Here is a 16525-nt window from a genome sequence, read left to right as displayed (position 1 = left end):
GCCGATACCTCTGAAACCAGCTGCATGTCTGCAATCTGATTGACTGTCGGCTTCGCGGCTTACGCCGCTCCCTCGATGCCGGGTTTACCGGTAGCGCCCCAGCCGAGCATGGCTCGGCTCTACAGGGCGTCCGGGTTACTCGCCGATCCAGCCTTCCAGCATATCGGCGAAGTCATCTGCATGATCCTCTTCCTGGGCAAGGATTTGCTCGAGGATGCGCTTGGTGGTGGTGTCCTTGTCGCCAATGAAATTGATCATCTCGCGATAGCTGTCGATGGCGATGCGCTCGGCGATCAGGTTCTCGCGGACCATGTCGCGCAGGTTGCCGCCTTCCTTGTACTCGGCATGGGAGCGGGCGGTGAGGGTGTCCGGATTCAGATCCGGCTCACCGCCCAGCTGCACGATGCGCTCGGCCAACATGGCCGCATGTGCCTGCTCCTGCTGGGCATGTTCAAGGAACTCGGCTTTCACCGAATCGGCGAGCATGCCCTTGGCCATGTAGTAATGCCGGTAGTAACGCAGCACGCACACCCATTCGGTGGCCAGTGCATCGTTGAGCAGCTTGATCACCGCCGGGCGGTTGGCACTGTAGGTGGGCGTGACCGCACCATCCTCGATGCTCTTGCGCGCGTTGGCACGCAGGGTTGTTCGATCGGTTATGCCTGCCAACTGCGTGGTTGTGGTCGACTTGGCGGCGGGCTGCTTGCTCATGGCTGGCCTTTCCTTCTTTCTGTTGAACCCCTATGCGGGGAGATGGGCGAGCACGTGCTCGGCCCCGGATACCTCGAATTGCCCCGGCTGTTCGACGAACGCCGCGCGCACCACACCGTTTTCCACATACAGCGCGAAACGCCGCGAACGCGTGCCCATGCCGGAGGCGCTGGCGTCCATTTCCAGGCCCAGGGCGCGGGTGAAATCGCCATTGCCGTCGGACAGCATCTGCAGCCCGTCGGGCACCGACTGGCTCTTGGCCCAGGCCTGCATCACGAACGGATCATTGACCGCCATGCAGAACACTTCGATGCCGCGGTTGCGGAAGTCCTCGAAATGCTCCACATAGCCCGGCAGATGGCGCGCCGAGCAGGTTGGGGTGAACGCACCGGGCACTGCAAACAGCACGGCCTTGCGGCCATCGAACAGTGCATGGGTGTCGATAGTTTCCAGGCCTTCGCGCAGTCGCTTGAGGGTTACTTCCGGAATACGGTCACCGACGTTGATGGACATTGGGGGCTCCTAGGCTGAATTTGAGTTTAAAGAGGCGGGCGAAGCGCAGCGTCAACGGCTTGAAAAGGCGGTCTTCACACACTACGTCCTGGGCATGGGAAAGGCAGCGCCATCCCGGCATGCCAGTCCCCCACATCGTGCAGGAGGACATCATGAGCATCGTACGTTACCGCCAGTGGCCGACCCAGTCCGAGATCCATCAGCTGTTGTCGCCGCTGCTTGAAACGGTTACCGGCAGCGCCGCTTCGGCATGGGTGCCGGCGGTGGATATCCGCGAGGAAGCCAATCGCTTCGTTGTGCAGGCCGATCTTCCCGGCATTGACCCGGCCAGCATCGAGGTGCAGATGGAAAAGGGCGTGTTGACCATCAGCGGCCAGCGCACGGCGCCGGACCTGGCCGAAGGCCAGCGGCTGACCCGCAGCGAGCGTGGCCAGGGCGCGTTCAACCGCCGCTTCGTGCTTCCCGACAGCGCTGACGCCGAGGGCATCGTCGCCCACAGCCACAATGGCGTGCTGGAAGTGCGCATTCCCAAGCGCAGTGAAGCGGCACCGCGCCGTATCCAGGTGGTGCAGGGCCAGCCCAACGCCTGATAGGCGTGAGCGAACTTCCACCTGCGCAGGCACCGTGGCCCGGTAGAATAGGGCCACGGCGCCTGCCGATTGCACGATGGCCCGTTGCCGCAAGGTGTCGGGCCAGTTTTTTTTCAGAGGTGTGAGGATGGAATTCAAGGATTACTACGCCACGCTTGGGGTTGAGCCCAGCGCCGGTGATGCCGAAATCAAGACTGCCTACCGCCGGCTGGCGCGCAAATACCATCCGGACGTAAGCAAGGAAGCCGGCGCCGAGGAGAAATTCAAGGCGATCAACGAGGCCTATGAAGCGCTGCGCGATCCGCAGAAGCGACAGGCCTACGACCAGTTGCGCGCGCAGGGTTACCGCCCGGGTGAAGAATTCAATGCACCGCCCAACTTTGGCGGCGGGCAGGGCTTTGATTTCGAGGAAGTCTTCGGCGGTGGCAATGCCAACGGCGGCTTCAGCGATTTCTTCGAGAGCCTGTTTGCCCGTCAGCGCGGCGGTGCCGGCGCAGGTGCGCGGCGTCCCGGCCCCGGTTTCGGCGGCGGCGGTCCGCAACCGATGCGCGATACCCGCGCCAAGTTGTCGGTACCGCTGGAGGCGGCCTACAACGGCGACAGCCTGCGCATCACCGTGGACGGCCGCCAGCTTGATGTGCGCGTGCCCAAGGGCATTCGTCCGGGCCAGGTGATCCGCCTGAGCGGGCAGGGCAGCGGTGGCGGCAATCTGATGCTGGAGGTGGAATACGCCTCGCACCCGCAGTTCGAGGTGGACGGGCGCAACATCCTGTACACCCTGCAGGTAACCCCATGGCAGGCCGCGCTGGGCACCAGCATCAGCGTGCCGACCTTGGGTGGCGCAGTGGAACTGAAGGTGCCGGCCGATTCGGACAGTGGCCGCAAGCTGCGCCTGCGTGGCCGCGGTTTGCCGGGCAAGCCTGACGGCGACCAGATCGTGGAGCTGGAAGTGGTAGCGCCGGTGGCGAGCAACGAAGAACAACGCAAGGCGTATCAGGATCTGGCAAAGGCGTTCGGCGAGGCTTGATTGCCTTTGCTTGTTGCGGTCGAAGGAAAGCGGGCTTGGCCCGCTTTCTTTTTTGGGGCGGAAGGCTTGCCCTCACCCCAACCCCTCTCCCGCGCGCGGGAGAGGGGCTCGGATTGCTTGAGCTCGCAGTGCACTAGCAGTCGACGCATTACGAGCCCCTCTCCCGCGTGCGGAAGAGGGCTCGGATTGCTTGAGCTCGCAGTGCACTAGCAGCCGACGCATTGCTAGCCTCTCTCCCGCGTGCGGGAGAGAGGCTCGGATTGCTTGAGCTCGCAGGGCACTAGCAGCCGACGCAGTGCTAGCCCCTCTCCCGCGTGCGGGAGAGGGGTTGGGGTGAGGGCAAGCTTCTGGCAAGCAAGCCCAAGGCAAATCCAAAGCGACGTCAGGCAAAATCGGACCTGAAAAACAGGAAAGGCGGGCAATGCCCGCCTTTCCTGAAAGCTTTCCCCAAGAAAGCACTCTCACCCAACCGGCGGTGCCTCGGCACTGAACACCTGGGCGATCACCGCCGACAGATCGTCTTCGGTAAACGGCTTGGTGATATAGGCCTTGGCGCCTTGGCGCATGCCCCACAAGCGATCGGTGTCCTGATCCTTGGTGGTCACCAGCACCACCGGAATGTGCTGCGTGGTTGCCTCGCGCCTGAGCGTGCGCGTGGCCTGGAAGCCGTTGAGATTGGGCATCACCACGTCCATCAACACCAGATCCGGCAACACCTGCTTGGCAACCTCTACCCCAGAGGCGCCATCGGTGGCGGTGAAAATCTCATGCCCCAGCTTTTCCACAATCCGTTGGATGCCCATCAGCTGCGATGGTGAATCGTCGACGATCAGGATACGCGCCATGTTTTTCCCCAAGTTGTCCGCGCATTCTAGTGCCGGCCCGCCATCGGCGTGAAGTCACACTTTTCACGCCGATCGGGCCTGTGATCTCCGTCAATCAATTCTTACGACGGTCCGGCCGAAGGATTTGCCGTCCAGCATGCTGGCAAATACTTCAGGCAAGCCCTCCAGGCCCACCTCGCGGGTGCAGATCTGGTCCAGGTGGCGCGGCTTCCAGTCGCTGCCCAGGCGCTGCCAGACCTGCTCGCGGATATCGCGGGCGGTGCCGGCCGAGGCGACGCCCAGCAAGGACACGCCGCGGATGATGAAGGGCATTACTGTCATGTCCAGCTCGCCCGAGGCCGCCAGGCCGGCCGATGCGACGTTGCCATAAGGCGTGGTCTGCGCCAGCAGGCTGGTCAACATGGCGCCGCCGACATTGTCCAGGCCGCCGCCAAAGCGGGCCGATTCCATTGGCCGGGTGGTGGCCAGGGCGTCGCGGCCCAGCATCTGGCTGGCACCGATCGCGGTCAGGTAATCGGCGGCCTCGGCCTTGCCGCTGATGGCGTGGACCTCAAAGCCGGCGCGGCTGAAGATGTCCACCGCCAGCGAGCCGACCCCGCCGGTGGCGCCGGTGACTGCCAACGGCCCCTGTGCCGGGACCTGCCGGTTCTCGGTCATGCGCAGCAGCGCCAGCGCGGCGGTGAAGCCGGCGGTGCCCAGCACCATGGCCTCGCGCAGGCTCAGCTGGGCCGGCAAGGGGATCACCCACCTGGATTCCAGCCGCACGTACTGGCTGTAGCCGCCGTCGCGGGTTTCGCTCAGGCCGCAGCCGGTGGTCAGCACCTGGTCGCCCTCGCGGAACGCCGGGTCGCTGGAGGCGACCACTTCGCCGGCCACGTCGATACCGCCCACCAGCGGGAAGCGGCGCAGGATCTTGCCCTTGCCGGTGCCGGCCAGCGCATCCTTGTAGTTGACCGAGGACCAACGGGCGCGGATCACCACCTCGCCAGGGCTCAGCTGGTCCAGCTGCAGCGGCTCAAGGCCGGCGCGGTAGCCCTGGTCGTCGTTGTGGATGCGGAAAGCGGTGAACGGGGCGCTGGGGGACATCGATGGGCCTGCGTTGGTGCGGGGGGAATGCAACCATAACTGTTGTGAAAAGGCCGGTCTGCCCTTATTCCTATTCAAAGCAGGCGCCGATCGGGGCCTGCCCGGATACCGCGGGGCCAGCTTCGGCCGGGCCCGTGCCGCAGGCTCAGCCCTCTGGGTGGATGAGCGGCGGCAAACATTGTCGGTTCAGGTAGCCCCGAACCTGTTCAGAGTCTGCCTTGTTAGAATCGGGATTCGATAGATGGTCAGGTCCTCGGCGGGAGCCCCCGCAGCCTGGCCCTTACAGATGGAGCATGCATGGCCTGGAATACACCCGGCGGCAACAGCGGTGGTGGTGCGGACAACAACCGCGCGCCGCGTACGCCACGTGGCGGCAACGGCGGAGGTTGGGGTGGGGGTCTTCCGGGACCGCTGCGCGACCTGTTTGATGGCGGTATCTGGCGCTGGGTGCTGGTCGCAGTGGTTCTGCTGTTGTTGTTCTCCAGCTTCCAGCTGATCGGCGAACAGCAGCGCGGCGTGGTCCTGCGCTTTGGCGAATACTCGCGCATCCTGCAGCCGGGCCCGAACTTCAAGCTGCCGTGGCCGCTGGAATCGGTGGTCAAGGTCAATGCGACCCAGATCAAGACCTTCAGCAGCAATGTGCCGGTGCTGACCCGCGACGAGAACATCGTCAACGTGTCGGTCAACGTGCAGTACCGCGTCGATGATCCGCGCGAGTACCTGTTCGGTACGGTCGATGCCGACCAGATGCTGGAGCAGTCCGCGCAGAGCGCGGTGCGTGAGCAGGTTGGCCGTGCCGATCTGAACACCGTGCTGAACAACCGTGGGCCGCTGGCGGTGGTCGCCGAGCAGCGCCTGCAGGCCTCGTTGAAGGCCTACAAGACCGGCCTCAGCGTCACCGGCCTGACCCTGCCCGATGCGCGTCCGCCGGAAGAAGTGAAGCCGGCCTTCGACGAGGTCAACGGTGCCCAGCAGGTCAAGGAACGCCTGATCAACGAAGCCCAGGCCTATGCTGCCAAGGTGGTACCGGAAGCGCGTGGCCAGGCCTCGCGTGCCCGCACCACCGCCGAAGGCTACAAGCAGGCCATCGTGGCCCGCGCTGAAGGTGACGGGCGTCGCTTCACCTTGTTGCAGGGTGAGTACAAGAACGCACCGGAAGTCACCCGCAAGCGTCTGTGGCTGGAAACCGTGCAGCAGGTGCTGGCCGAAAACCGCAAGGTCATTGGTGGCGATGGCCGCCAGCTGATCTACGTGCCGATGCCGGCCGATGCGGGCAAGGCCGGCAACGCGCCGCAGCTGACCCCGGACATGGTGGCACCGGCGCTGCCGGCGGCAACCGACAGCATTCGCAACGCGGACCGTTCGGTCTCGCGCTCGGCATCGCGTGAGGAGGCCGGCCGATGAAAAATTCAGTCGTTATCGGCGTAGTCGTCGCAGTGTTGTTGGGCCTGCTGGGCTCGATCTACGTGGTACGTGAAGACCAGACCGCCATGGTGCTAAACCTGGGCAAGGTGGTGCGTGCGGACATCAAGCCGGGCCTGCACTTCAAGGTGCCGCTGGTGGAAACCGTGCGCGTGTTCGATCGCCGCTTCCAGGTGCTGGATACCGCCCCGGCGCGTTACTTCACCGCCGAGCAGAAGGACGTCAGCGTCGACTTCTTCGCCATTGGCAGGATCTCCGATGTGCGCGCCTATTACCGCGCCACCGGCGGCGACAGCAAGATCGTCAATGCCCGGCTTGCGCCGATCATCACCGACTCGCTGCGTAACCAGATCAACTCGCGCACCTTGCAGGCGCTGGTGTCCGGTGACCGTGGCGAGCTGATTGCCGGCCAGCTGAAGTCGATCAACGAAGCGATTGCGGCGTTGGGCATGCAGATCATCGACCTGCGCATCAAGCAGATCGACCTGCCGACCGACAGCCAGGTGATTGCCGACGTCTACGAGCGCATGCGCGCCCAGCGTAAGCAGGAAGCTGCCAAGCTGCGTGCAGAGGGTGAGGAGCAGTCGCTGACCATCCGCGCCCAGGCCGACCGCGAAAGCACCGTGATCGTGGCCGAAGCCGAGCGTGATGCGCAGCAGCTGCGCGGTGAGGGCGACGCCCAGGCCGCGGCGATCTACGGCAAGGCCGGTTCGGCCGACCCGTCGTTCTACGCCTTCTACCGCAGCCTGGAGGCCTACCGTGCCTCGATGACCGACGGCAATGGCGTGATCGTGCTCGACAAGAACGACCCGTTCCTGCAGTACATGAAGAGCGATCGCTGATCGCTTGATCTTCGGCCCCTCTCCCATCGGGAGAGGGGTTGGGGTGAGGGCAGGGGGCGGAACGCCCCTGATGTCCCGATTCGATGGGCTCCGCCCGCACCCTCATCCGCCCTACGGGCACCTTCTCCCGCTGGGAGAAGGCAATGGCGATAGCGCATGCAAGACCTACTTTCCGCCCTCTGCCTCGTCGCCGTCATCGAGGGCCTGTTTCTGTTCATCGCGCCGCTGGCGTGGAAGCGCATGGCCGCGCAGCTGCTGGAACAGCCGTCCTCGGCGTTGCGCTGGATGGGCGCGGTGGCCGTTGTGATCGGCCTGGGCTGCCTGTGGTTGGCCCGCCACTGAACCAAACCCTGACGCCCATACCAACCCGTAGTCACGGGGGTGGTAGCTGTCAGTCAAAACCCGGATAATCCACAAAAGCCGGTCGGGCCAACTCCTCTTGGAGCGCCCCGTTCGGCTTTTTCCGTGTATGGCCCTGGCGTTTGCCGGATGCTCCCCGATGGGGCGTCCCCGATGGCAGACTCCAATGCAGCGCACGGCCCCGTCCGCGGCCCCGATGGCCGCAGCAAATTCAGGAGTTACCCGTCATGGGTCAATCAGTTGTTGTTCTTGGCGCCCAGTGGGGCGATGAAGGCAAGGGCAAGATCGTCGATCTGCTGACCGAAGAAATCGGCGCAGTTGTGCGTTTCCAGGGCGGCCACAATGCTGGCCATACCCTGGTCATCAACGGCAAGAAGACCGTCCTGCACCTGATTCCGTCCGGCATCCTGCGCGATGACGCGCTGTGCCTGATCGGCAATGGCGTGGTGATCTCCCCGGCCGCCCTGCGCAAGGAAATCGAAGAGCTGGAAACGGCTGGCGTGGAAGTGCGTTCGCGCCTGAAGATCTCGCCGGCAGCGCCGCTGATCATGCCGTACCACATTGCCCTGGATCAGGCCCGTGAAAAGGCCGCCGGCGGCAAGGCCATCGGCACCACCGGTCGCGGCATCGGCCCGGCCTATGAAGACAAGGTGGCACGTCGCGGTATCCGCATCGCCGACCTGCACTACCCGGAACAGCTGGCTGAAAAGCTGCGCGCCGCGCTGGATTACCACAACTTCGTGCTGACCAAGTACCTGGGCGTGGAAGCGGTCGATTTCGACACCGTCTACCAGGAAGCGCTGGCCTTCGGCGAATACGTCGAGCCGATGAAGTCCGACGTTGCCGGCATCTGCCATGACCTGCGCAAGCAGGGCAAGCGCGTGCTGTTCGAAGGCGCGCAGGGCGCACTGCTCGATATCGACCACGGCACCTACCCGTACGTCACCAGCTCCAACACCACCGTCGGTGGTGCGCTGGCCGGTGCTGGCGTTGGCGCCGATGCCATCGATTACGTGCTGGGTATCGCCAAGGCCTACGCAACCCGCGTTGGCGGTGGCCCGTTCCCGACCGAACTGGACGATGAAATCGGCCAGGGCATCCGCGACCGCGGTGCCGAGTACGGCGCTTCCACCGGCCGCCCGCGTCGCTGCGGCTGGATGGACATCGTCGCGCTCAAGCGCGCGGTGGCCATCAACGGTATTTCCGGCCTGTGCATCACCAAGCTCGACGTGCTCGACGGCATGGAAAAGCTGAAGGTCTGCATTGCCTATGAATACCGTGGCAAGCGTTCGGAATACGCGCCGCTGGACGCGCAGGGCTGGGAAGAGTGCACGCCCGTGTACCTGGAATTCCCGGGCTGGAGCGAAAACACCCACGGCATCACCGAGTGGGACAAGCTGCCGCCGGCTGCACGCGCCTACCTGCGTTCGCTGGAAGAGCTGGCAGGCTGCCCGGTGTCGATCGTCTCGACCGGCCCGGACCGCGACCACACCATGATCCTGCAGGATCCGTGGGGCTGATAGCCGCGCTGTGATGTAAAAGCCAACGCCCCGCGAAAGCGGGGCGTTGTCGTTGTAGTGCCGACCCATGGTCGGCAGGAGCGTTACCGAAAGGTCTTCTGCCGACCCTGGGTCGGCACCAGCAAACCCGCGCCCGGCGTATTTCAACCTGTAGTGCCGACCCATGGTCGGCAGGGGCGTTACCGGCTAGGTTCCTGCCGGGCAGGGCTCGCCGTCAGGGTTGATCCAGCGGGGTACCGTTGAGCCGACGTTCGACGATTTCCAGGATGGTCGGTACGCTGACTCCGAACGAGCCTGCATTGCCGGCATCAAATGCCTCGCGCCATTGGCCATAGCCCTTCAGGTAAGCCGGATCCGGCGCTTGCTGGCCCAGCAGACGCAGCTGGCTACGCTGCAGGGTCTGATCGGTGACCGGGGCATGGGCAAGCTCGGTCATGAGGCCGCCGGGCACGCCGGGGTGACGGATCTTCAATCCACCCAGGGTGACGTGGTAGATGTTGCCGCCGCCGAGCGGATGCTGGTCGATGCGGTTGATCAACAGCGTGGGCTGTTCGTCGTCATGACGGCCTTGGCAGGCCCACAGTTGGCCGACAACGTAGGGATTGGAGGGGCTGGCTTCAGACATGGGCAGGCGTTCGGGTGCAGGTAGGCCCGATCATGCCGCCAATGCCGGCGACGGACTTGTCTTCATCTGGCGGATGCTCGCCCGGGTAGGTACTTATGACCAGCGCGGTAACGGCCCGGGGCTGGCTAGAATGGCCGGGCACGTTCCCGCTGCCAGCCTGAATGACCCGATGCGTATTGACCCTGCCGAAATTGAAGCGCTGTTCGACGCCATTCCCAGCGTGTTGTTTTTTGCCAAGGACATCGATGGGCGCTACACCCACGTCAATATGACGATGATGCAGCGGCTGGGCATGAAGTCGCGCAACGATGCGATCGGCAAGCGCGCCGATGAGCTTTACCCGGTGGGCATGAGCGAAGCCTATGTGGCGCAGGACGCACGCGTGCTGGCCGGTGAGGTGATCGAGAACGTGATGGAGCTGCAGTTGTTCCCCAACCAGCAGCCGGGTTGGTGCCTGACCTGCAAGCGGCCCATTGTAGAGAACGGCAAGGTGATCGGCCTGATCGGCATTTCGCGTGATCTGGGCCAGCGCGGCGGCCTGGAGTCGCAGTACGAACCCCTGCGGCTGGCGTTGGATTACCTCAACACCCATTACGCTGAAAACGTGCGCATGCAGACCTTGCTGGACATCACCGGCTTCTCACTGTCCAAGCTGGAGCGTTCGTTCCGCAAGGTGTTCCAGATGACGCCGCAGCAGGTGCTTACCCGTCTGCGCATCCAGATCGCCCTGCACCTGCTGCATGGCGAGGACAGCGTGGCCAGCATCGGCCAGGCCTGTGGTTTCAGTGACCAGAGCGCATTTACCCGCAAATTCAAGGCCGAGGTTGGGATGGCCCCGCGTCAGTACCGGGCGATGATCGCAGAGCGCGCGCAACAGGAAGCAGCTCGCGCAGGGCTATGACTTCCGGGGGTGTTGGGAGGCGTTGGAGGGGCAGATGATGCGGAGGTGGTGGGCATCAAGCCCATGTTCTTCCGTCAGGAGCTTTGATGCGCCGTTCCCTTGTTGTCGCGATCAGTCTTGCCCTTTCCTGTGTTGCCCCGCCCGCAGCATTTGCTGCTGAAGCGGCGGGTTCCGCCGCAGCCCCGAACGAAATCACCACCCAGCTGCCGCGCACTGCGCGTCCGCAGCATTACCGGGTGGAGATCACGCCACACGCTGCGCAGATGCGCTTCGATGGCAAGGTCAGTATCGATCTGGAAGTGCTGCAGCCCACCGCCAGCATCGTGTTGCAGGCAGCGGGAATGCGTTTCGGCAAGAGCCAGCTGCAGCCAGCAGGCGGCGGCAAGACCATGCCGGTCACGATCAGCGTGGACGAGGCCAACCAGACCGCCAGCTTCAGTGTTGCCGCGCCGCTGGCGCCCGGTCGCTACACGCTGAACATCGATTACAGCGGCACCATCAACACCCAGGCAAACGGGCTGTTCGCCTTGGATTACCCGGTGGCCGATGGCAGCAAAAAGCGCGCGCTGTTCACCCAGTTCGAGAACTCCGACGCGCGCCGTTTCATTCCGTCCTGGGATGAGCCCGGCTTCAAGGCCACGTTCGATCTGAGCGTCACCGTGCCGGCAGCCGAAATGGCGGTCAGCAACATGCCGGTGGCCAGCAGCAAGCCGCTGGGCAAGGGGCTCAAGCAGGTGGTGTTCCAGACCACGCCGAAGATGTCGACCTATCTGCTGTTCTTCTCCAGTGGCGAGTTCGAGCGTGAAGCCGTCAACGAGGGCGGCACCGAGATAGGCGTCATCACCCAGACCGGCAAGGTTGAACAGGCGCGCTTTGCCCTTGAGGGAAGCGCGGAGGTGTTGCGCGAATACAACGACTATTTTGGTGTGAAGTATCCGCTGCCCAAACTCGACAATATCGCCGCGCCCGGCGGCAGCCAGTTCTTCAGCGCAATGGAGAACTGGGGTGCGATCTTCACCTTTGAATACGCCTTGTTGCTGGACCCGAAGGTGTCCAGCGTTTCCGACAAGAAGGCGGTGTTCTCGATCGCCGCGCATGAAATCGCGCACCAATGGTTTGGCAACCTGGTGACGATGGCCTGGTGGGACGACTTGTGGCTCAACGAAGGCTTCGCCTCGTGGATGGAAGCGCGCACCACCCGCAAGCTGCATCCGGAATGGGACATCAACAGCGTCGATGCCGCGCACACCAGCCGCGGTGCGATGGCGCGCGATGCTTTCGTCACCACTCACCCGATCGTGCAGCACGTGGCGACGGTGGAGCAGGCCAGCCAGGCGTTTGATGGCATCACCTACGGCAAGGGCTCGGCGGTGATCTCGATGTTCGAGGATTATGTAGGCGCCGATGCCTGGCGCGACGGCGTACGGCGCTACGTTGCCGCCCATGCCTACGGCAATGCGGTCACCGATGACCTGTGGGCCGAGATCGACAAGGCAGCACCGGGGAAGCGCTTCATGGAAGTGGCACATGACTTCACCCTGCAACCGGGCGTGCCCTTGATCCGCGCCAGCAGCAGCTGCGTGGCCGGCAACACCCAGGTGAAGCTGAGCCAGGGCGAGTACACGATTGACCGCAAGGACAAGCAGCCGCTGCACTGGCGCGTACCGGTGAGTCTGCGTGTGGGCAGTGGCGAGGTGGTGCATACCTTGGTCGACGGCGATACCCAGGTTCAGTTGCCGGGTTGCAGCGGACCATTGCTGGTCAATGCCGGGCAGAAGGGCTATTACCGCAGCTTGTATGCGCCTGCCCAGTTCAAGGCCTTGAGTGCTGGCTTCGACAAGCTGCCGGTAGTGGACCAGCTGGGCGTGATGATGGATACCAGTGCCTTGGCTGCCGCTGGCCTGCAGCCGGATGCGGACCTGCTGGATCTGACCGCAAAGGTCGCCGCTGACGCACCGACCGATCTGTGGGACATGGTCGCCGGCACCTTGAATGGCATCGACAGCATGTTTGATGGCGATACGGCACGCCAGGCCGCGTTCCGTGGCTATGCGCGCTCGCGTCTGTCGCCGGTACTGCAGTCACTGGGTTGGGACGGCAAGGACAGTGACTCGGCGCAGACCAAGGAGCTGCGCAGCAGTTTGATCAACACCTTGGCGGCGTTGGACGACGCGCAGGTGATTGCCGAAGCGCAACGTCGCTTTGATGCCTTCCTGACCAAACCTGACTCACTGTCGCCGGAGCTGCGCAGCAGCGTACTCGGCGTGGTGGCCCGCAATGCCGACGCTGCAACCTGGGACAAGCTGCACACGCTTGCCAGGCAGGAAACCTCGGCAATGGTGCGTGACCAGTACTACGGCTTGTTGGCCTTGCCCAAGGACAAGGCGTTGGCGCAGCGTGCATTGGACATGGCGCTGAGCGATGAGCCGGGTGCGACCAACAGCGCGGGCATGATTGGTGGTGTGTCGCGTGAGCATGCGGATCTGGCGTTTGATTTCGCCGTTGCCCATCGCGAGAAGGTGGATACCTTGGTCGACAGTACCTCGCGTGCGCGCTATTACCCGGGCCTGGGGCGTAGTGCGGACAACCTGCAGATGGTGGACAAGATCAAGGCATTCGCCGAGGCGCATATCGCGCCGACGTCGCGGCGTGATGCGGAGACGGCGATTGCCGGGATCCAGACAAAGTTGCGACTGCGCGAAGAGCGCAAGCCGCAGGTGGATGCGTGGTTGAAGCAGAAGGGGTATTGAGGAGCTGCGGCTGTTTGCTCAAAGCCCCTCTCCCGCATGCGGGAGAGGGGTTGGGGTGAGGGGAAGCTTCTAGCTAAGCAAAGTCAAAATCCCCCTCATCCGCCCTTCGGGCACCTTCTCCCGTAAACGGGAGAAGGGACAGCCAAAGCAGAAGCAGCAGAAGCCAAAGCCGAAGCCGAAGCCAAAGCCAAAGCCAAAGCCAAAGCCAAAGCCAAAGCCAAAGCCAAAGCCAAAGCCAAAGCCAAAGCCAAAGCCAAAGCAGAAATCCTGCCGCCTGCTGTTCGCACCGCTCCAGGAAGACCCTGCGCTCCAGCTCTCCAATCGACATAAAAAACAGCCGGCTTTCGCCGGCTGTTTTCATTCACGCCATCAGGCAATCAAGCCCGATCACGCCTCCACATCTTCCTTGTACGCATCCACCGGAATGCAGGCGCACATGATGTTCTTGTCGCCGTACACGTTGTCCACGCGTGCAACCGGCGGCCAGTACTTCTGCAGCTTCAGCGAGGGCAGCGGGAAGGCGGCAAGCTCACGCGGATACGCATGCGTCCACTCGCTGGCCGACACTGCACCGGCAGTATGCGGAGCATGCTTGAGCGGGTTGTCCTCGCGGTCCAGCTTGCCGTCTTCGATGGCCTGGATTTCCTCGCGGATCTGGATCATCGCGTCGATGAAACGGTCCAGCTCGTGCTGCGATTCGCTCTCGGTCGGCTCCACCATCAGCGTGCCGGCAACCGGGAAGCTCAGGGTCGGTGCGTGGAAGCCGAAGTCGATCAGGCGCTTGGCCACGTCCTCGGCGCCGATGCCGGAGGTCTTCTCCAGCGGACGTACGTCGAGGATGCACTCATGCGCCACCAGGCCGTTACGGCCGGTGTACAGCGTGGCGTAATGCGGTGCCAGACGCTTGGCGATGTAGTTGGCGTTGAGCAGTGCAACCTGGGTTGCCTTGCGCAGGCCGGCGGTGCCCATCAGGGTGATGTACATCCAGCTGATCGGCAGGATCGAGGCGCTGCCGAAGCTGGCTGCGCTGACCATGCCGACCGGGCCGTTGTCGCCGAGCTTGCCCGGCAGGAACGGTGCCAGATGCGACTTCACCGCACATGGGCCAACGCCCGGGCCGCCGCCGCCGTGCGGGATGCAGAAGGTCTTGTGCAGGTTCAGGTGCGACACGTCCGAGCCCCACTTGCCGGGCTTGGCCACGCCGACCAGGGCGTTCATGTTGGCGCCGTCGGTATACACCTGGCCGCCGTGCTTGTGGATGATCTCGCAGATCTCGACCACCTCTTCCTCGAACACGCCATGCGTGGACGGGTAGGTCATCATGATCGCGGCCAGACGGTCGCTGTACTTCTCGGCGTTGCGGCGGATGTCTTCGACATCGACGTTGCCGTTGCCGTCGGTCTTGGTGACAACAACCGTCATGCCGCACATCTGTGCCGAGGCCGGGTTGGTGCCGTGCGCCGAGTCCGGGATCAGGCAGATGTCGCGATGGCCTTCGTTGCGCGAGCGGTGGTAAGCGCGGATCGCCAGCAGGCCGGCGTATTCGCCCTGCGCGCCGGAGTTCGGCTGCAGGCTCACCGCGTCATAGCCGGTGCACTCGACCAGCATCGCTTCCAGGCCGTCGATCAGTTCCTTGTAGCCCTGCGCCTGATCAGCCGGTGCCAGCGGATGGATGTTGGCGAATTCCGGCCAGGTCACCGGGATCATCTCGGCGGTGGCGTTGAGCTTCATGGTGCAGCTGCCCAGCGGGATCATGGTGCGATCCATCGCCAGATCCTTGTCGGCCAGCGAACGCAGGTAGCGCAGCATCTCGTGCTCGCTGTGGTGCGTGTTGAACACCGGGTGGGACAGGAACTCGCTGCTACGGACCAGGCCCTTCGGCAGCGCGTCGGCGGTGCTGGCATCCAGTGCATCCACATCGACGTTGGCGCCGAACAGCTGGCCCAGCGCGACTACGTCGGCGCGGGTAGCGGTTTCGTCAAGGCTGATGCCGACCGAGCCGGCATCGATGATGCGCAGGTTGATGCCGGCGGCTTCGGCCTTGGCCTTCAGCGCGGCCGAATCAACGCCGGTGATGTGCAGGGTGTCGAAGAAGTCGTTGCCAACTGCCACGCCCTTGCCACGCAGAGCAGCGGCGAGGATCGCGGCCAGACGGTGCGTGCGGCGGGCAATGCGCTGCAGGCCTTCCGGGCCGTGGTAGACGGCGTACATCGAGGCCATCACGGCCAGCAGCACCTGTGCGGTACAGATGTTGGAGGTGGCCTTCTCGCGGCGGATGTGCTGCTCGCGGGTCTGCAGGGTCAGGCGGTAGGCAGCCTTGCCTTCGGCATCGACGGAAACGCCGATCAGGCGGCCCGGCATCGAGCGCTTGTAGGCGTCACGGCAGGCCATGAAGGCCGCGTGCGGGCCACCGAAACCGAACGGCACGCCGAAACGCTGGCTGTTGCCGACCACGATGTCCGCGCCCCATTCGCCGGGAGCGGCGATCAGGGTCAGTGCCAGCAGATCGGTGGCTACGGCGACCAGACCCTGGCGGGCGTGCACGGCTTCGACCAGCGCCTTGTAGTCGCCGATGTTGCCCAGGCTGTCCGGGTACTGCAGCAGCACGCCGAAGGTGTCGGCGGTCAGCGCATCAGCCGGTTTGCCGATCTGCAGCTCGATGCCCATCGGCTCGGCGCGGGTGCGCAGCAATTCCAGCGTCTGCGGGTGCACGCTGTCCTGTACGAAGAAGGTCTTGGACTTGGACTTGGCCGAACGCTTGGCCAGGGTCATTGCTTCAGCTGCGGCGGTGGCTTCGTCCAGCAGCGAGGCGTTGGCGATTTCCATGCCGGTCAGGTCGGCGACCATGGTCTGGAAGTTGATCAGCGCTTCCATGCGGCCCTGCGAGATTTCCGCCTGGTACGGCGTGTAGGCCGTGTACCACGCCGGGTTCTCGAGGATGTTGCGCAGGATCACGTTCGGCGTGTGGGTGCCGTAATAGCCCTGGCCGATGAAGCTGCGCAGTACCTTGTTCTTGTCGGCGATGGCGCGGATCTTGGCCAGCGCGTCGACTTCGGTCAGCGACTCGGGCAGCGCCAGCGGTGCCGGCGACTTGATCGAGCCCGGCACGATGGCGTCGGTTAGCGCTTCGAGCGAATCATGGCCAACGGTGCGCAGCATCTGCGCGATTTCAGCGTCGTTGGGGCCGATGTGGCGGTCGACGAACGCGGAGTGGTGTTCGAGCTCGCGCAGCGAAAAAGTGTTCTGGGTCATGGCTGACGTCCGGAGAAGGCATGCAGGGCAGGGGCGGTGAGCCAGGCTTGCCCTGCTGCCGTCCGGGTGCCGCGCACGCGC

15 protein-coding genes are annotated in these 16525 nt (G+C 64.1%); 8 read left to right on the top strand and 7 right to left on the bottom strand.

The annotated features are described in order from the left end of the window. Positions 1-135 precede the first annotated feature (135 nt). Together ABE493_RS11780 and ABE493_RS11775 are read right to left on the bottom strand one after the other, a co-directional pair. Positions 136-711: a ferritin-like domain-containing protein gene (locus tag ABE493_RS11780; RefSeq protein WP_346499098.1), complete on the bottom strand. Its 576-nt coding sequence runs from the start codon at positions 709-711 to the stop codon at positions 136-138. A 30-nt stretch (positions 712-741) separates the two neighbouring features. Continuing rightward, positions 742-1224 carry a peroxiredoxin gene (locus ABE493_RS11775; protein ID WP_346499097.1) on the bottom strand — a complete coding sequence of 161 codons (483 nt, stop codon included), beginning with the start codon at positions 1222-1224 and terminating at the stop codon, positions 742-744. Positions 1225-1376: 152 nt separating this feature from the next. Between ABE493_RS11775 and ABE493_RS11770 the strand changes: the two genes are divergently transcribed. Further along, positions 1377-1814, top strand: coding sequence for an Hsp20/alpha crystallin family protein (locus ABE493_RS11770; protein WP_346499096.1), 438 nt, complete (start codon positions 1377-1379; stop codon positions 1812-1814). 127 nt (positions 1815-1941) lie between these two features. Beyond that, on the top strand, positions 1942-2841 hold the full coding sequence (locus ABE493_RS11765) for a DnaJ C-terminal domain-containing protein (protein WP_346499095.1): 900 nt from the start codon (positions 1942-1944) through the stop codon (positions 2839-2841). A 461-nt stretch (positions 2842-3302) separates the two neighbouring features. Here the strand turns inward: ABE493_RS11765 and pilH are convergent, their stop codons facing one another. After that, a complete protein-coding gene (gene pilH, locus ABE493_RS11760) occupies positions 3303-3686 on the bottom strand; it encodes a twitching motility response regulator PilH (RefSeq protein ID WP_346499094.1) in 384 nt (127 codons plus the stop codon). A 90-nt stretch (positions 3687-3776) separates the two neighbouring features. Next, positions 3777-4772: a YhdH/YhfP family quinone oxidoreductase gene (locus ABE493_RS11755; RefSeq protein ID WP_346499093.1), complete on the bottom strand. Its 996-nt coding sequence runs from the start codon at positions 4770-4772 to the stop codon at positions 3777-3779. A 297-nt stretch (positions 4773-5069) separates the two neighbouring features. Here ABE493_RS11755 and hflK point away from each other — a divergent pair, with 297 nt between their 5' ends. The 4 genes from hflK (at position 5070) to ABE493_RS11735 (ending at position 8916) form a co-directional block, all read left to right on the top strand. Further along, positions 5070-6176, top strand: a complete 1107-nt coding sequence (gene hflK, locus ABE493_RS11750) for an FtsH protease activity modulator HflK (RefSeq protein WP_346499092.1) — start codon at positions 5070-5072, stop codon at positions 6174-6176. Continuing rightward, positions 6173-7036, top strand: a complete 864-nt coding sequence (gene hflC / locus ABE493_RS11745; protein ID WP_346499091.1) for a protease modulator HflC — start codon at positions 6173-6175, stop codon at positions 7034-7036. The genes hflK and hflC overlap by 4 nt, the downstream gene beginning before the upstream one ends. Positions 7037-7192: 156 nt before the next feature. Beyond that, positions 7193-7378 (top strand): DUF2065 domain-containing protein, encoded by a 186-nt coding sequence (locus ABE493_RS11740; RefSeq protein ID WP_346499090.1) that lies wholly within the window; start codon positions 7193-7195, stop codon positions 7376-7378. A 245-nt stretch (positions 7379-7623) separates the two neighbouring features. Next, entirely contained in the window at positions 7624-8916 is a 1293-nt protein-coding gene (locus ABE493_RS11735) for an adenylosuccinate synthase (protein ID WP_057630794.1), read from the top strand. 214 nt (positions 8917-9130) lie between these two features. On the opposite strand, the gene ABE493_RS11730 is transcribed toward ABE493_RS11735, so the two are convergent. Next, positions 9131-9541, bottom strand: coding sequence for a hypothetical protein (locus ABE493_RS11730; RefSeq protein WP_346499089.1), 411 nt, complete (start codon positions 9539-9541; stop codon positions 9131-9133). 169 nt (positions 9542-9710) lie between these two features. On the opposite strand from ABE493_RS11730, the gene ABE493_RS11725 reads away from it, so the two are divergent. Continuing rightward, positions 9711-10442: an AraC family transcriptional regulator gene (locus ABE493_RS11725; RefSeq protein WP_346499104.1), complete on the top strand. Its 732-nt coding sequence runs from the start codon at positions 9711-9713 to the stop codon at positions 10440-10442. Positions 10443-10528: 86 nt separating this feature from the next. Beyond that, entirely contained in the window at positions 10529-13192 is a 2664-nt protein-coding gene (locus tag ABE493_RS11720) for a M1 family metallopeptidase (protein ID WP_346499088.1), read from the top strand. Positions 13193-13287: 95 nt separating this feature from the next. Here the strand turns inward: ABE493_RS11720 and ABE493_RS11715 are convergent, their stop codons facing one another. Both ABE493_RS11715 and gcvP read right to left on the bottom strand, forming a co-directional pair. Continuing rightward, on the bottom strand, positions 13288-13557 hold the full coding sequence (locus ABE493_RS11715; protein ID WP_346499087.1) for a hypothetical protein: 270 nt from the start codon (positions 13555-13557) through the stop codon (positions 13288-13290). Positions 13558-13579: 22 nt separating this feature from the next. After that, positions 13580-16444 (bottom strand): aminomethyl-transferring glycine dehydrogenase, encoded by a 2865-nt coding sequence (gene gcvP / locus ABE493_RS11710; protein ID WP_346499086.1) that lies wholly within the window; start codon positions 16442-16444, stop codon positions 13580-13582. Positions 16445-16525: the final 81 nt, after the last annotated feature.

It is taken from the genome of Stenotrophomonas terrae (assembly GCF_039674165.1).
Lineage (GTDB): Bacteria > Pseudomonadota > Gammaproteobacteria > Xanthomonadales > Xanthomonadaceae > Stenotrophomonas > Stenotrophomonas terrae_A.
Note: the sequence above shows the minus strand (reverse complement) of the source record. Positions and strands in the feature narration are given on the sequence as shown.

Bases quoted from the DNA above. Each gene is read 5' to 3' on its own strand.
- ABE493_RS11725 (WP_346499104.1), top strand. From the start codon at position 9,711: ATGCGTATTGACCCTGCCGAAATTGAAGCGCTGTTCGACGCCATTCCC.
- gcvP (WP_346499086.1), bottom strand. From the start codon at position 16,444: ATGACCCAGAACACTTTTTCGCTGCGCGAGCTCGAACACCACTCCGCG.
- ABE493_RS11755 (WP_346499093.1), bottom strand. From the start codon at position 4,772: ATGTCCCCCAGCGCCCCGTTCACCGCTTTCCGCATCCACAACGACGAC.
- ABE493_RS11730 (WP_346499089.1), bottom strand. From the start codon at position 9,541: ATGTCTGAAGCCAGCCCCTCCAATCCCTACGTTGTCGGCCAACTGTGG.
- ABE493_RS11775 (WP_346499097.1), bottom strand. From the start codon at position 1,224: ATGTCCATCAACGTCGGTGACCGTATTCCGGAAGTAACCCTCAAGCGA.
- hflC (WP_346499091.1), top strand. From the start codon at position 6,173: ATGAAAAATTCAGTCGTTATCGGCGTAGTCGTCGCAGTGTTGTTGGGC.
- ABE493_RS11780 (WP_346499098.1), bottom strand. From the start codon at position 711: ATGAGCAAGCAGCCCGCCGCCAAGTCGACCACAACCACGCAGTTGGCA.
- ABE493_RS11740 (WP_346499090.1), top strand. From the start codon at position 7,193: ATGCAAGACCTACTTTCCGCCCTCTGCCTCGTCGCCGTCATCGAGGGC.
- ABE493_RS11735 (WP_057630794.1), top strand. From the start codon at position 7,624: ATGGGTCAATCAGTTGTTGTTCTTGGCGCCCAGTGGGGCGATGAAGGC.
- ABE493_RS11770 (WP_346499096.1), top strand. From the start codon at position 1,377: ATGAGCATCGTACGTTACCGCCAGTGGCCGACCCAGTCCGAGATCCAT.
- hflK (WP_346499092.1), top strand. From the start codon at position 5,070: ATGGCCTGGAATACACCCGGCGGCAACAGCGGTGGTGGTGCGGACAAC.
- ABE493_RS11765 (WP_346499095.1), top strand. From the start codon at position 1,942: ATGGAATTCAAGGATTACTACGCCACGCTTGGGGTTGAGCCCAGCGCC.
- pilH (WP_346499094.1), bottom strand. From the start codon at position 3,686: ATGGCGCGTATCCTGATCGTCGACGATTCACCATCGCAGCTGATGGGC.
- ABE493_RS11720 (WP_346499088.1), top strand. From the start codon at position 10,529: ATGCGCCGTTCCCTTGTTGTCGCGATCAGTCTTGCCCTTTCCTGTGTT.